Origin of the sequence: Marinobacter lacisalsi (assembly GCF_042651045.1) — a bacterium.
Taxonomy (GTDB): Bacteria; Pseudomonadota; Gammaproteobacteria; order Pseudomonadales; family Oleiphilaceae; genus Marinobacter; species Marinobacter lacisalsi.
Map to the genome: position 1 here is coordinate 177,491 of NZ_JBHSDI010000007.1, position 13,666 is coordinate 191,156.

General features: G+C 59.9%; 10 protein-coding genes. 8 read left to right on the top strand and 2 right to left on the bottom strand.

Features of this window, described 5'->3' with window-relative positions; all coding sequences use genetic code 11:
• Positions 1 to 105: 105 nt before the first annotated feature.
• From ACFOZ5_RS04395 to parE, 4 genes are all read left to right on the top strand, one after another.
• Entirely contained in the window at positions 106 to 1,092 is a 987-nt protein-coding gene (locus tag ACFOZ5_RS04395; RefSeq protein ID WP_379885686.1) for an NADPH:quinone oxidoreductase family protein, read from the top strand.
• A 195-nt stretch (positions 1,093 to 1,287) separates the two neighbouring features.
• A complete protein-coding gene (locus ACFOZ5_RS04400) occupies positions 1,288 to 3,966 on the top strand; it encodes a S8 family serine peptidase (protein ID WP_379885688.1) in 2,679 nt (892 codons plus the stop codon).
• Between the two features lie 22 nt (positions 3,967 to 3,988).
• On the top strand, positions 3,989 to 4,483 hold the full coding sequence (locus ACFOZ5_RS04405) for a protease complex subunit PrcB family protein (protein ID WP_379885690.1): 495 nt from the start codon (positions 3,989 to 3,991) through the stop codon (positions 4,481 to 4,483).
• A gap of 100 nt (positions 4,484 to 4,583) precedes the next feature.
• Positions 4,584 to 6,479: a DNA topoisomerase IV subunit B gene (gene parE / locus ACFOZ5_RS04410; protein ID WP_379885692.1), complete on the top strand. Its 1,896-nt coding sequence runs from the start codon at positions 4,584 to 4,586 to the stop codon at positions 6,477 to 6,479.
• Between the two features lie 29 nt (positions 6,480 to 6,508).
• On the opposite strand, the gene ACFOZ5_RS04415 is transcribed toward parE, so the two are convergent.
• Positions 6,509 to 7,795 carry an EAL domain-containing protein gene (locus ACFOZ5_RS04415; protein ID WP_379885694.1) on the bottom strand — a complete coding sequence of 429 codons (1,287 nt, stop codon included), beginning with the start codon at positions 7,793 to 7,795 and terminating at the stop codon, positions 6,509 to 6,511.
• A gap of 548 nt (positions 7,796 to 8,343) precedes the next feature.
• On the opposite strand from ACFOZ5_RS04415, the gene ACFOZ5_RS04420 reads away from it, so the two are divergent.
• Positions 8,344 to 8,904 carry a cytochrome b gene (locus ACFOZ5_RS04420; RefSeq protein WP_379885696.1) on the top strand — a complete coding sequence of 187 codons (561 nt, stop codon included), beginning with the start codon at positions 8,344 to 8,346 and terminating at the stop codon, positions 8,902 to 8,904.
• Positions 8,905 to 8,960: 56 nt separating this feature from the next.
• Positions 8,961 to 9,542, top strand: coding sequence for a YceI family protein (locus tag ACFOZ5_RS04425; RefSeq protein WP_379885698.1), 582 nt, complete (start codon positions 8,961 to 8,963; stop codon positions 9,540 to 9,542).
• Positions 9,543 to 9,581: 39 nt separating this feature from the next.
• On the opposite strand, the gene ACFOZ5_RS04430 is transcribed toward ACFOZ5_RS04425, so the two are convergent.
• On the bottom strand, positions 9,582 to 9,812 hold the full coding sequence (locus ACFOZ5_RS04430) for a hypothetical protein (RefSeq protein ID WP_379885700.1): 231 nt from the start codon (positions 9,810 to 9,812) through the stop codon (positions 9,582 to 9,584).
• Between the two features lie 307 nt (positions 9,813 to 10,119).
• On the opposite strand from ACFOZ5_RS04430, the gene parC reads away from it, so the two are divergent.
• The gene (gene parC / locus ACFOZ5_RS04435) at positions 10,120 to 12,417 is read left to right on the top strand and encodes a DNA topoisomerase IV subunit A (RefSeq protein ID WP_379885702.1); all 2,298 of its coding nucleotides are present in this window, start codon (positions 10,120 to 10,122) and stop codon (positions 12,415 to 12,417) included.
• Positions 12,410 to 13,633: a phosphoserine phosphatase SerB gene (gene serB / locus ACFOZ5_RS04440; protein WP_379885704.1), complete on the top strand. Its 1,224-nt coding sequence runs from the start codon at positions 12,410 to 12,412 to the stop codon at positions 13,631 to 13,633. The genes parC and serB overlap by 8 nt, the downstream gene beginning before the upstream one ends.
• Positions 13,634 to 13,666: the final 33 nt, after the last annotated feature.

Sequence of the window (13,666 nt, forward strand, 5' to 3'; positions counted from 1 at the left end):
GGTAGCTTGATCGGTTATTGCCGGTGGCCCGTTCCGAACCTTTTGTGGGAGGCTGGGGCACCAACCAACAACATCAATACCCTGATACAGGATCGGAGCAACAGAATGCGTGCAATTCTCTGCAAGGAGTATGGCCCGGCGGAAAAGCTGGTGATCGAGGACATCGAATGCCCGGAACCCTCTGGCAACCAGGTCAAGGTTCGCGTCAAGGCGGCAGGCCTGAACTTCCCGGATACCCTGATCATTGAGGGTAAATACCAGATCAAACCGGAGATGCCTTTCTCCCCGGGTGGCGAAATGGCCGGTGAAGTGGTTGCGGTTGGCGACAAGGTGACCCGCTTCAAGGTTGGTGACCGGGTAATCGGCATGACCGGTTACGGTGCCTTTGCCGAAGAAATGCTGGTGGAAGAAAACCGCCTGCTGCCCCTGGCTGAAGGCATGAGCAACGAGGAAGGTGCCGCCTTTACCATGGTGTATGGCACCTCCTATCACGCCCTCAAGCAGCGGGCCAACATCCAGCCCGGTGAAAGTCTGTTGGTGCTGGGTGCCAGCGGCGGTGTGGGCCTGGCGGCTGTCGAGCTGGGCAAGGCCATGGGCGCGCACGTGATCGCGGCCGCAAGCACTGACGCGAAGCTGCAGGTGGCGAAGGAAGCCGGCGCTGACGAACTGCTCAACTACAGCAATACCGACAAGCCCCTGAAAGACGTGATCAAGGAAATGACCGGCGGCAAGGGCGTTGACGTGATCTACGATCCCGTGGGCGGCGACTTCACCGAGCAGGCCCTGCGGGCCATGGCCTGGAATGGCCGTCACCTGATCATCGGCTTCGCCGCCGGCGATATTCCCAAGATTCCCGCCAACCTGACCCTGCTCAAGAGCTGCTCCGTAGTGGGCGTGTTCTGGGGAGCCTTCACCCAGAAAGAGCCGCAGAATCACGTGCAGAACATGAAGGAACTGTTCCAGATGCACGCCGAGGGCAAGATCAAACCCAAGGTCAGCGAAGTGTTCGCCTTTGAGGACTACGTCAATGCCCTGGATGCCCTGACTGGTCGTACCGCCACGGGCAAGGTGGTGTTGAAGGTAAGTGACTGAATTCGCGTTTCTGGCTACAGAAACCTGTCCCTCCTGACGACGGGGCTCCCCAGGGAGCCCCGTTTCTCATTTTTTCTCGTCTCCAGCTGCTAATCTGTCGTATATAGACGTTGTCTTTGATCCGTTATCGAGCCGTTGCGATCAGGGCATGGCTGGCTGATGCCGGTGTGCATTCATCATGATGTCAGGGTTGGTATGAGCATGTTTTCGTTCGGGCAATACCGTGGTTATTCGTTGGCTATTATCGCAACCAGTGGTTTTCTCGCCGGCTGTGGCGGCGGTGGTGGAGGTGGAGACTCTGACCTTGGGCGGGACGGCTCCGGTTCGTCCACCATTCAGGGAATCATGTCGATAGAATCCGGCAGTCGGGTGGATAGTGACTATGCCGACCTGTGGCGGGTTAATGGGGAGTCCTGGCCTCCCGGGAGTGGCACCTCCGTCGACCTGCCGATTCCGGCAACCGCTGCCGGTTACCTGAGCGCCAGCGGAGGCACCTATGAGGGCACCGATCTCGGTTATCCCGCAGACGCGGCCGATGAATATACGGTGTCACTGTTAGAGGGTGACCGGTATTCCCTGCAGTGTTTCCCCTCGGATGACGGCAGCGTTGATGATCTTGATGCGACGCTCTTGCTGGATGGAACGCCGGTCATCAGTAATACTGCCTGTGGCTCCGGTGGCACCGTGCCCCCGTCCGGTCATGCAACCATTTCTGTATCCTCGTCGGCGGGTGGCCCCTTCCGCTATGTGCTGACCATTGCCCCCCAGGGTTCCCTGAGGTCGTTTGATGCCCGCTGGCCAGAGCCGGACCTGCAGGTGAATGAGGCGGTGCTGTCCGGTCCGGCGGCGGTTACCAGCACCTTGTCGTCATCCGGCCAGCAGGCAACCTCGGTGATGGACAGCATGCGCTCTATTGGTCCGGATCTCTGGCACATCAGGCGGGATATGGGGGTAAGGGCCCTGTCCACCGGACCATCCGCGAGCAGTGATCCCCGGGCTGAAACCATTGAGTGGATCCGGACCATGCGGGAAGAGTTCGGGTTGGCCGTAGAGCCAAACTACCTGTTTCGCCATACCGCCCCTACCGGGGACGACGAGTTTTATGTAAGTAGCAGCGGCGAGGGTCCTGACAACTGGAATCTGGATCAGATCAACATGTCCAGTGCCTGGTCACGGGCTGGTGATCCCTCTGGCCAGGGCGTGGGTGTGGCGATTATGGACACGGGCCTGCTCAGTACCAACCTGGGTACCTATGGCGCCTGGCACGAGGATCTGGCAGCTAATGTGGTTGCCGAGGGTGGTACGCTGGATTTTGTCAGCAGCACCTACGATGTTGACGGAACCGGTGGACGGGATGCCAACCCCGCTACACCGCTGACGCCCGACAGTGAGGCCAGCACCAGCTTCCATGGCACCCACGTGGCGGGCATTGTTGCCGCCGTCGATAACGCCAGCGGCACCATAGGGATTGCCTACGAGGCGACCATCATGCCGTACCGGGTTCTGGGGGTAGACTCGGTCACCGGACGGGATGGCGTCGGTTCCCTGTCGGATCTGTTGGACGCTATCGCAACCGCCGCAAACCGGGCGGATCAGGTGGATGTGATCAACCTGAGTCTTGGCGGTCTGCCGCAGTTGGAAGCTTTGCAAACCGTCACTGACTTTGCCTATGGCAATGGCATTCTGGTGGTCGCGGCAGGTGGTAACAGTGGTGATGCGTCCGCCACCTACCCGGCGGCCAACTGGCGCGTGCTTGGGGTGGGTGCGACTGACCGAAACCGGGATCTGGCCAGCTACTCCAACTATGGTCAGTCAGTGGATCTGCTGGCCCCCGGTGGTTCCCTGGACGATGGTATCGTCAATGCCTATGGCGATGTTGATGGTAGCAACAATATTTCCTCCGGCTATGCCTACCTGGCGGGAACCTCCATGGCGGCACCTCATGTGACGGGTGTCTATGCCCTGATGAAGGATGTGGCCAATGTGACCCCGGATCAGTTCCGCGCCCAGTTGATTGCCGGCAACCTGACCAACACAGACGCCGCCAGCCTGAATAACTATGATTATGCGCTCCATGGTGCAGGTCTGTTGGACGCCAATAAGGCGATGGATCCGGGAACGGTAGGGCAGTTTCCCACCGTGGTCAGCGCCTGGCCGCGGCTACTGGAACTGTCGCCTTCCGGCAATGAGTCTCAGGCGTTACTGGAAGTACTGAAGGAATCGACCGCTGCAGCCCCTCAGGTCAGCGGTGCACCGACAGTTCCGGCGCCCTTCATATTGACCCATGGCAATGGAGACCCGGTTCAGAGCGGTGACCTGCTTGATGGGTCCCTGAATGTGCGAGTCGATCCGGATCAGGTGCCTGAAGGGCGACCGCTCGCCGAAGAAATCATTATTACCTATACGGCAGATTCTACCGCCGATTCCGGAACACGGGATCTGGTGTTACCGGTGTATGTTCAGGCTACCGACGAAGAAAGTCAGCGTACCGCCGGTCGCCACTATGTCCTGCTTCTGGACATCAACGATTTTGGTTCTGCCAGGTCACAGGGCGTGGTCGCGGACTACGACTCGGGCAAGTATGAGTACGGGTTCAGTGAGGTTGCTTCCGGGGACTACATCCTTGTAGCGGGTACTGATCTCGACAACAATGGCGTTATCTGCGAAAACGGTGAAGCCTGTGCCGAGTACCCCAGGGCGGGGGACCGGGAGATCATCTCCATCGGCAGTGGCGAGGCGCTGCAACTGGACATGACCACCAGCTTCCGCCGGCCTTCCCTTGGTGAGATGGGCCTGCCCCGCTACGGTTTTGAAGGGTACCCGGTGCCGGATCGGTTAACCGGCGACCAGCCCGTGGATAAACAGGTCCAATAGCGGGCACTTTTTGGGAGATTGTATGGGTAAAACGAATCAGGCAGTCCGGGTATTGCTTGCCGGTCTTGCGCTGACGGCGGGCCTTTCCGCCTGTGCCATGAACAGTGACTCTACCTCCGCCGGCGCCCCCCTGGCCAGGCAGATCACCGCCTCCGGCCAGTGCGGCTTCTCCGGTCCGGGGGTGGTCTACATGGATTCACGTGAGCGTCTGGAGACCCTGGCCGAAACCCGGGGAGCCAACCTTGTCGCACCCGAGAACCATGATTTTGACCGCGAGCACCTGGTGCTTGTCGCGGCGGGGCGCAAGCCGACCGGCGGCTACGGCGTGGCCCTTGAGGATTCCCGCATCCGTGATGGCGTACTCGAGATTTCCGTCGACGTGCGTACACCGTCGCCGGACCAGATGGTCACCCAGGCCCTGACCAGCCCCTGTGCGTTACTGGCGGTGACGGCGGAAGGCTGGGAGCGGGTGCGGGTGTCCGGCCCGGGGTTTGATGAGTTGTCGGTCAGCCGGTGACCCATTGCGCATTCGGAAAGGGCCGGACATTGATCTTTGCCCCAGATTCCCTAAGCTATGAGCCCACATGTCCCTGTCGATCCGGAGCTGTACCCACCCTATGAGCCAGAAAACCTACAACGCCGACTCCATTGAAGTTCTCACCGGTCTTGACCCGGTACGCAAGCGCCCGGGCATGTACACCGACACCAGTCGGCCCAACCATCTGGCTCAGGAAGTCATCGACAACAGCGTGGACGAGGCCCTGGCGGGGCATGCCCACCGGCTGGACGTGGTGCTTTACAGTGACGGCTCGCTGGCGGTGGAGGACGATGGCCGGGGTATGCCGGTGGACATCCACAAAGAGGAAGGCCTGCCAGGGGTAGAGCTGATCCTCAGTCGCCTTCACGCCGGTGGCAAGTTCTCGCAGGGCAACTACAACTTCTCCGGTGGCTTGCATGGTGTGGGTGTATCCGTGGTCAACGCCCTGTCCACCCATCTCGAAATCTCCATCAAACGGGACGGCAACCTTTACCGGATGACCTTTGCCGATGGCGAGAAGGCCTCCGAACTGGCAGTGGTGGATACGGTGGGCAAGCGCAACACCGGTACCCGCCTGCATTTCGTACCGGATCCGAAGTACTTTGATTCGCCAAAGTTCTCGGTCAGCCGTTTGCGCCACAATCTGCGGGCCAAGGCGGTGCTGTGCCCGGGGTTGACGGTGACCTTCCTGCAGGAAGCCACTGGCGAGAAAGACGAGTGGTTCTACGAGGATGGTCTGCGGGACTACCTGCGTACCGAGTTGGCGGATGTGGAGGCGGTGCCCCTGGACCCGTTTACCGGGCATTTCTCCGGTAACAGTGAGCAGGTGGACTGGGCGGTGCAGTGGCTGCCGGAAGGTGGTGAGTCCGTAACCGAAAGCTACGTCAACCTGATCCCGACCACCCAGGGCGGCACTCACACCAATGGGTTTCGCACCGGCCTGCTGGAAGCGATGCGGGAGTTCTGCGAGTTCCGCAGTCTGCTGCCCCGGGGTGTGAAGCTGACGCCGGAAGATATCTGGGAGCGCTGTGCCTATGTGCTCTCCTTCAAGATGCAGGACCCGCAGTTCTCCGGCCAGACCAAGGAGCGACTGTCGTCCCGCGAGGCGGCGGCGTTTATCTCCGGTGTGGTGAAAGACGCCTTCAGCCTGTGGCTGAATCAGCATACTGATGTGGCTGAAGCCCTGGCGGAGCTGTTTATCAGCAATGCCCAGCGTCGCCTGAAGGCCAGCCGCAAGGTGGCCCGCAAGCGTGTTACTTCAGGGCCGGCGTTGCCGGGCAAGCTGGCGGACTGCTCCGGTGCCGATGCCAGCCGTTCCGAGCTGTTCCTGGTGGAGGGGGATTCCGCTGGTGGTTCCGCCAAGCAGGCCCGGGACCGGGAATTCCAGGCGGTAATGCCGTTGCGGGGCAAGATCCTCAATACCTGGGAAGTGGACTCATCGGAGATCCTGGCTTCCCAGGAAGTGCATGACATTGCCGTCGCGATCGGGGTGGACCCGGGCTCCGACAAGCTTGAAGGCGTCCGCTACAACAAGATCTGCATCCTTGCCGATGCGGACTCCGACGGCCTGCACATTGCCACGCTGCTGTGCGCCCTGTTCGTCAAGCACTTCCGCCCGGTGGTGGAAGCCGGCCACGTATTTGTGGCCATGCCGCCGCTGTACCGGGTGGATCTGGGCAAGGAAACCTTCTATGCCCTGGATGAGCACGAGAAGCAGGGCATCATCGACCGCCTGGCCGCCGAGAAACGCAAGGGCAAGATCCAGGTCACCCGCTTCAAGGGCCTGGGGGAGATGAATCCGCTGCAGCTTCGTGAAACCACCATGGCGCCGGATACCCGTCGCCTGGTCATGCTCACCATCGAGGACGGTGACGACACCATCGAGCGTATGGATATGCTGCTGGGCAAGAAGCGGGCGGGAGATCGTCGCAGCTGGCTGGAAGCTTACGGCAATATGGCCGACGTGGCGGTCTGATCCTTTCAGGAGGGTTACTTGCCCGTCAGTCAGCGGCTGGCCAGGGGGCCCTGCTCGGCAAGAATGTCGCAGCACAGTACCCGCAACTTGCCCTGGTAGCGAAAGCCCAGTGACAGGGTGACACACATGTAGACCCCGGAAATGGACAGGTAGGGGCTGGTCACCTGCATGCGGTTGGGCTGGGCCAGGGCCTGTTTCAGGTAGTGCTGTCGATACCAGTCGGCACTGCTGGTGTTCTCCAGGGGGCGGTACCGGGGGTCCAGCTGACCGACCGCAGAGTCTGAGGCCAGGGTGTCATCAATCTGGACACCGCGTTGGTCGATCAGGTAACACCGCGATACGGTGTGGTGGGCCATGATATCGGCGCAGGCGTCATGCAGGTTCTCTCCCTCCTGCATGCGGCGCGTTGCCCGCTGGAAATGGCTGGTGAAGAACTCCGCCAGCTGCTGTGTGGGGTCAAGGCGAATACGGTTCCGGTCCTTGTAGTCCGACAGCAGCGTTTCAAAGTCTGGACCGTTGGCCCGTATCTGTTCCAGTTCCACCCGGGGGTGGCTGAAGTAGAAGCCCTGCACGAAATCCACGCCGGCGTCGATGGCGATCATGGCCTGGTCATGGGTTTCCACCCCTTCCAGCAGCACCAGGCAACTCGACTGGTGGAGTAGGGTGACAATGCCATTGAGGATCTGCCGGGCCTTGGGGTCGTTGCTGGCCCTGAGAGTCAGGGTGCGGTCGAGCTTGACGATATCAGGGGACAGGTTCCAGATACGCTCGAAGTTGGAATGTCCCGCCCCGAAGTCGTCGATGGCAGTCAGGCATCCCAGCTCCTTGTAGTATTCCACTGTTTCCCGCAGGCGCTCGGAGTCGTCTGTGGGCTGCTCCACAATCTCTACCACAATCCTGTGGGGCGGCAAACCGGTCCGGCGCAACAGCTCACCAAAGAAGGAATCATAACGGTAGCCGGAAGCCACGACTTGGGGGGAGACGTTAAGAAACAGCCAGTTCACGTCATCCTGGAATGCGCTGTAGTTGCGAATATGCAGCAGTCGGCAAAGGCGGTCCAGCAGCACGTTTTCCTGGTCGGATTCCGGCAGATCGAATAGCTGGAACGGCGGTACACTGGCACGGTCTGGGTCAAAGGCTCGTATCAGTGCCTCGTAGCCTATGATTCGCTTGTGGGAAATGCTGAAGATAGGTTGCAGTGCGGTACGCAGAACCAGGCCGTGGAACAGGCCGGTCCAGTGATCATCCTGCTGGTGAAGCAGGGGATCTAGCAATTCCAGGTCTGCGCCTGAGAGATGGTCTGACAGATAGGTCATTGGGCCGCAATTCTGACTGCTGATTAGAACCCGCAGGCCTGTCACGCAAGCCTTCGAAATCCCGACGGAACGGGCATTCAGCTTGGAGCATGCCAGAAGTTCTTCATTGGCGCCAGCCGGTTATGTCAAACTTTGTTACCCTGTGACATGAATGTTCTTGTTGGCCGTCTTTCTGCGTGTCCTGTGTTTTCAGTAGTCTGAAAGAAGTAGATGCGGACTCTGTTGAAGATCAGTTATTGCTGGGGACGACTACGGTTTCGTCGAATTCGAATTCCATGGTTGTTGCTCCTTGAAAGACTATCAGTTGAGATCAGTTATAAATCCATTATATGGGGGCGATAGCATTCGTGAATCCGTAAAACCCGTATACGACGAAAGGCTCAGGTGTCATCCCAGGACCGGTCCTGTGTCATTGGGCGGATGGTCACCGGGCCTTTATCATCAGAAAAACTGAACAGGGTGAGCAGAATATTGTGGTTGGTCCTTCGGCCATAACTTCCTATTCTGGGACACGGTTTCACGAGTCACGGTGACGGAGTTGGCGGGCAATGCAGTTTAGGAATTCCAGGGCACGATACGGAGCAGTCAGCGCCAGCTTGCACTGGCTGGTAGCACTGGCCGTGTTCACGTTGTTTGGTCTGGGCTTTTACATGGTCGACCTGACCTATTACGACCAGTGGTATCGACTGGCACCTCATATTCACCGCAGTATCGGTATTCTTCTGTTCGCCGTGGTGACATTGCGCCTGCTTTGGCGCTTCTCGGGCACCGTCCCGTCACCATTACCCGCACATTCCCGGTTCGAAGTGTTGTCGGCACACCTTGCCCACTGGTTGCTGTACCTGCTGATGCTGGTGGCCATGGTCAGTGGCTACCTGATTTCCACGGCCGACGGCTCGGGCGTACGGGTATTTGACTGGTTCGAGGTACCGTCGCTGACCGGTCGGATCGAAAGAATGGAAGATGTTGCCGGTGACGTTCACTACTGGGTCACCTGGGCACTGGTGGGGCTGGGTGTTCTCCACGGGCTGGCTGCCGTAAAGCATCATCTTGTTGATCGGGACGATACCCTCAGGCGCATGTTGCCGGTTCGACTGAAGAGGTCATAACCGGTTATTCCAGGACTACAGACAACGCACGCACATCAAGCAAGGAGACTGACGAAATGAAAAAGACATTACTGGCTTCAGCGGTATCCCTGGCCATGGCCGGCGCCGTTCAGGCGGACCAGCACAGTGGCACCTATGCCTTCGATACCGAGGGTGCGCATCAATTCATCACCTTCGAGATTTCCCATCTGGGCTACAGCACCCTGTATGGCCGCTTCAATGATTTTGACGGTGAGTTCGTGTATGACGCGGCCAACCCCGAAAACAGCCGTGTTGAAGTGACCATCGACACTGCAAGCGTCGACAGCAACCATGGTGAACGGGACAAGCATCTGCGCAGCGAAGACTTCCTGTACGTGGACGAGTATCCGCAGGCGACCTTCAAAAGCACCCGTATCGAGATGGATGGGGATGACGAAGCCGATATCGTGGGAGAGCTGACCCTTCGCGGTGTTACCCGCGAGGTCACCCTCGATGCGGAAATGCAGGGTTATGGCGAAGACCCCTGGGGCGGCTACCGCATGGGCTTTGATGCGGAGACCGAAATCAGGCTGGCCGACTTCGGCATACCCACCAACCTTGGCAAGGCATCGGAAACGGTGAAGCTGGAAATTTCAGTGGAAGGTATCCGCCAGTAATTGCTGGCGGTTAGTGCGCTGAATGGAAAAACGGGGTCTTCAGTGGACCCCGTTTTCGTTTTCATGACAGCGACAGAGCCTGAGTTGGCGAAAGAACTGGGCCACGAAAATGACCATGGCGACCAGCAAACCAGCTATCAGAAATGGCCTTGTCAGTGCCAGGCTGCCACTGAGCGAGAATTCCACTAGGAGCATTAATGCCAGGGCCAATGCGCCGTTTATAACAGCGGTCAGAACCGCCTGACGGCATGCCTTGAGAGTGGGTTTCATAGTGTTCGCTCTGATTGAAAAGCCGAAATTCGGTAATCCGACATCGATTTCTTCAGGACACTACCTGAATCCTCAAGCAGAATACGGCTGGGCGTGTGCCGGAAACATGCGGGAATTCCGCTATTGGAAAATCGCTCCGGGGATTTCCTCCGCACTATTGGTCTATTGTGTTCTCCCTCCATATAATGTCTGCGCCTTACAGCAGTCTTGAATCCCGCCAGTCGGAGTGTCCCGCTCAACCACGAGGCCGGGGCCGTGATCCGGTCAGGGGATTCGTGTGAATACATTCCTGGAGCAAGGGGCTTCCATGCCAGAGTTTGAAACGACCGACGAGGGCTTTGAGCGGGTTTCACTAAGGGACTATACCGAGAAGGCGTATCTGGACTATTCCATGTACGTCATCCTTGACCGGGCCCTGCCCAACGTGGGTGACGGCCTCAAGCCGGTGCAGCGGCGCATCATCTACGCCATGTCCGAGCTGGGGCTGAAGTCCACCAGCAAATACAAGAAATCTGCCCGTACCGTCGGTGACGTGCTCGGTAAGTTCCACCCCCATGGCGACAGCGCCTGCTACGAAGCCATGGTGCTCATGGCCCAACCTTTCTCGTACCGTTACCCGCTGGTGGACGGTCAGGGCAACTGGGGCTCGCCGGATGATCCCAAGTCCTTTGCCGCGATGCGGTATACCGAATCCCGCCTGTCCAGGTTCTCCGAGGTATTGCTCACCGAACTGGGCCAGGGCACCGTCGACTGGGTGCCTAACTTTGACGGCACCATGGATGAACCCTCCACGTTGCCAGCACGGCTGCCCCACGTGCTGCTCAATGGCACCACCGGTATCGCGGTGGGTATGGCCACGGATATCCCGCCCCACAACGTGCGGGAGGTGACAGCCGCGTGTATCCGCCTGCTGGACAAACCGGATGCCGACGTTGACGAGCTGTGCGAACACATCAAGGGCCCCGACTTTCCCACAAGCGCTGAGGTGATTACCCCCCGCCGGGATCTGCGGCAGATGTACCAGACCGGCCGTGGCAGCCTGCGCATGCGGGCCCGCTGGATCCGTGAGAACGGTGAGGTGGTGGTGACGGACCTGCCACACCAGGTATCCGGTAACCGGGTGCTGGAACAGATCGCCCATCAGATGCAGACCCGCAAGCTACCCATGGTGGCCGACCTGCGGGACGAGTCGGACCACGAGAATCCCACGCGGCTGGTGATTGTGCCCCGGTCCTCCCGGGTGGACGTGGACGGCCTGATGGCTCACCTGTTTGCCAGCACCGACCTGGAGAAGACGTATCGGGTTAACCTGAATGTCATCGGCAACGATGGCCGCCCGGCGGTGAAGAATCTTCACACCATGCTTACCGAGTGGCTTGCCTATCGTAAGACCACGGTCACCCGTCGTTTGCAGCACCGCCTGGACAAGGTGCTGGCGCGTCTGCATTTGCTGGAAGGCCTGCTGATCGCCTATCTGAACATCGACGAGGTGATCAACATCATCCGCTACGAGGACGAACCCAAGGCGGAACTGATCAAGCGCTTCGGGCTGTCTGCCGAGCAGGCGGAAGCCATCCTGGAGCTGAAGCTGCGCCACCTGGCCAAGCTCGAGGAAATGAAGATTCGCGGCGAGCAGGACGAGCTGTCCGCTGAAAGAGACGAGCTGCAGGCCATCCTGGGCTCAGAGGAACGGCTGCGGTCGCTGATCAAGGAAGAGTTGCTGGCGGATGCCGAAACCTATGGTGACGACCGTCGCTCGCCGATTGTTGAGCGCCAGGAGGCCCGTGCCTTCTCCGAGGCCGACCTGGTGTCCAACGACCCGGTCACCGTGGTGCTGTCCGAGAAGGGCTGGGTGCGCGCTGCCAAGGGCCATGATATCGACCCGGAGGGCCTCAGCTACAAGGCCGGCGACAAGTTCGCCCTGGCGGCGAGGGGGCGCAACAACCAGAACGCGGTATTCCTCGACTCCACCGGCCGTGCCTACTCGCTGATGGCCCATAGCCTGCCGTCAGCCCGGGGGCAGGGGGAGCCCCTGACCGGGCGGATCAATCCGCCACCCGGTGCCCACTTTGCCGGCCTGATGGTGGCCAATCCGGAGGAGAAATACCTGTTGGCCACCGACGCCGGTTACGGCTTTGTGGCCACGGCATCGGATCTGATCAGCAAGAACCGCAATGGCAAGTCTGTGGTGTCGATTCCCAAAGGCGCCAACCTGCTGGAGCCCGTGGTCATCCCGCGCCGGGAGCAGACCCTGTACCTGGCGGCCATTTCCAACGAGGGCCGCATGCTGGTGTTCCCGCTGGAACAGTTGCCGGAGCTGGCCCGGGGCAAGGGAAACAAGATCATCAGTATTCCCTCGGCCCGGGTGCAGAACCGCGAGGAGTTCGTGGTGGCGCTTTGCGTGTTCGGCGAGGCGGATCAGCTTGAGATCCGCGCCGGCAAACGTAAGCTTGGGCTACGCTTCAGTGACCTGGAACACTACCTGGGCGAGCGTGGGCGCCGTGGCCACAAGCTGCCCAGGGGCCTGCAACGGGTGGACGGTATCGACGTGATTGCCGCCGCAGGCACCGAAGAATCAGCCGCCGGAGATAATGACAGTGAGTGAACTGGTCCTGATTAACGTGTCCGGCCGGGACAAGCCGGGCCTGACCTCGGAAATCACCGGCATCATGGGCCGGTACGACGTGCGGATACTGGATATCGGCCAGGCGGTGATCCATGACTACCTGACCTGGGGCATCCTGGCGGAGATACCGGACGAAACCCAGGCGTCGCCGGTGATCCGCGAGTTGCTGTTCCGGCTGCATGCCCTGGATCTTCAGGTGCGCTTTGCCCCCATTACTGAAGCTGAATACCAGCAGTGGGCCGAGGGCCGCAACCGGGCCTGTTACATGGTCACGCTGTTGTCCCGGGACATCAAGGCCGAGCAGATTGCACGGGTATCCGCCATTACCGCCCGCCATGGCCTGAACATCGACAATATCACCCGCCTGTCGGCGCGTCCGTCCCTGTCCCATTCAGACAACCGCATTGCCTGCGTGGAGTTCTCGGTAAGGGGCACGCCGGAAGACCTGGAAGCCCTGCGCACGGACTTCCTCAAGATTGCCGGCGATATGAATGTGGATATCGCCTTCCAGGAAGACTCGATTTTCCGCCGGAACCGTCGCCTGGTGGTGTTTGATATGGATTCCACCCTGATTGAGGCGGAGGTGATCGATGAACTGGCCCTGGAAGCGGGTGTGGGTGAGCAGGTGGCGGCGATCACCGAGCGGGCCATGCGGGGCGAGCTGGACTTCAGCGAGAGTTTTGCGGAGCGGCTGGCGTTGCTGAAGGGGCTGGATGAATCCGTGCTGGAGGGCATTGCGGCGCGGCTGACGTTTACCGAAGGTGCGGAATACCTGATTCGTACCCTGCGCTCGCTGGGCTACCGGACTGCGATCCTGTCGGGCGGTTTCAACTACTTTGCCCATCATCTACAAAAGAAGCTGGGTATCGACTACGTCTATGCCAATGAATTGGAAATTGTGGATGGCAAGGTCACCGGTCGGGTTGTGGGGTCCATCGTGGACGGTGCCCGCAAGGCGCAGTTGCTGCTGGAGATCGCCGAGCGGGAGAAAATCTCCCGGGAGCAGGTGATTGCGGTAGGGGACGGGGCCAACGACCTGCCCATGCTCAGCCAGGCCGGCCTGGGGGTTGCCTTCCGGGCCAAGCCGTTGGTCAAGGAATCCGCCCGCCACGCCATTTCCACCCTGGGCCTAGACGCTATCCTGTACCTTCTGGGGTACCGGGAATCCGAGGCTCGCCTGGCGTCACCGGACTAACACACCGCCCCCTGTCTTGAATGGCAGGGGGTG

Excerpts from the sequence above, each read along its gene's own strand:
- ACFOZ5_RS04425 (WP_379885698.1), top strand. The coding sequence starts at position 8,961 with ATGAAAAAGACATTACTGGCTTCAGCGGTATCCCTGGCCATGGCCGGC.
- ACFOZ5_RS04430 (WP_379885700.1), bottom strand. The coding sequence starts at position 9,812 with ATGAAACCCACTCTCAAGGCATGCCGTCAGGCGGTTCTGACCGCTGTT.
- parE (WP_379885692.1), top strand. The coding sequence starts at position 4,584 with ATGAGCCAGAAAACCTACAACGCCGACTCCATTGAAGTTCTCACCGGT.
- parC (WP_379885702.1), top strand. The coding sequence starts at position 10,120 with ATGCCAGAGTTTGAAACGACCGACGAGGGCTTTGAGCGGGTTTCACTA.
- ACFOZ5_RS04415 (WP_379885694.1), bottom strand. The coding sequence starts at position 7,795 with ATGACCTATCTGTCAGACCATCTCTCAGGCGCAGACCTGGAATTGCTA.
- ACFOZ5_RS04400 (WP_379885688.1), top strand. The coding sequence starts at position 1,288 with ATGAGCATGTTTTCGTTCGGGCAATACCGTGGTTATTCGTTGGCTATT.
- ACFOZ5_RS04395 (WP_379885686.1), top strand. The coding sequence starts at position 106 with ATGCGTGCAATTCTCTGCAAGGAGTATGGCCCGGCGGAAAAGCTGGTG.
- ACFOZ5_RS04405 (WP_379885690.1), top strand. The coding sequence starts at position 3,989 with ATGGGTAAAACGAATCAGGCAGTCCGGGTATTGCTTGCCGGTCTTGCG.
- ACFOZ5_RS04420 (WP_379885696.1), top strand. The coding sequence starts at position 8,344 with ATGCAGTTTAGGAATTCCAGGGCACGATACGGAGCAGTCAGCGCCAGC.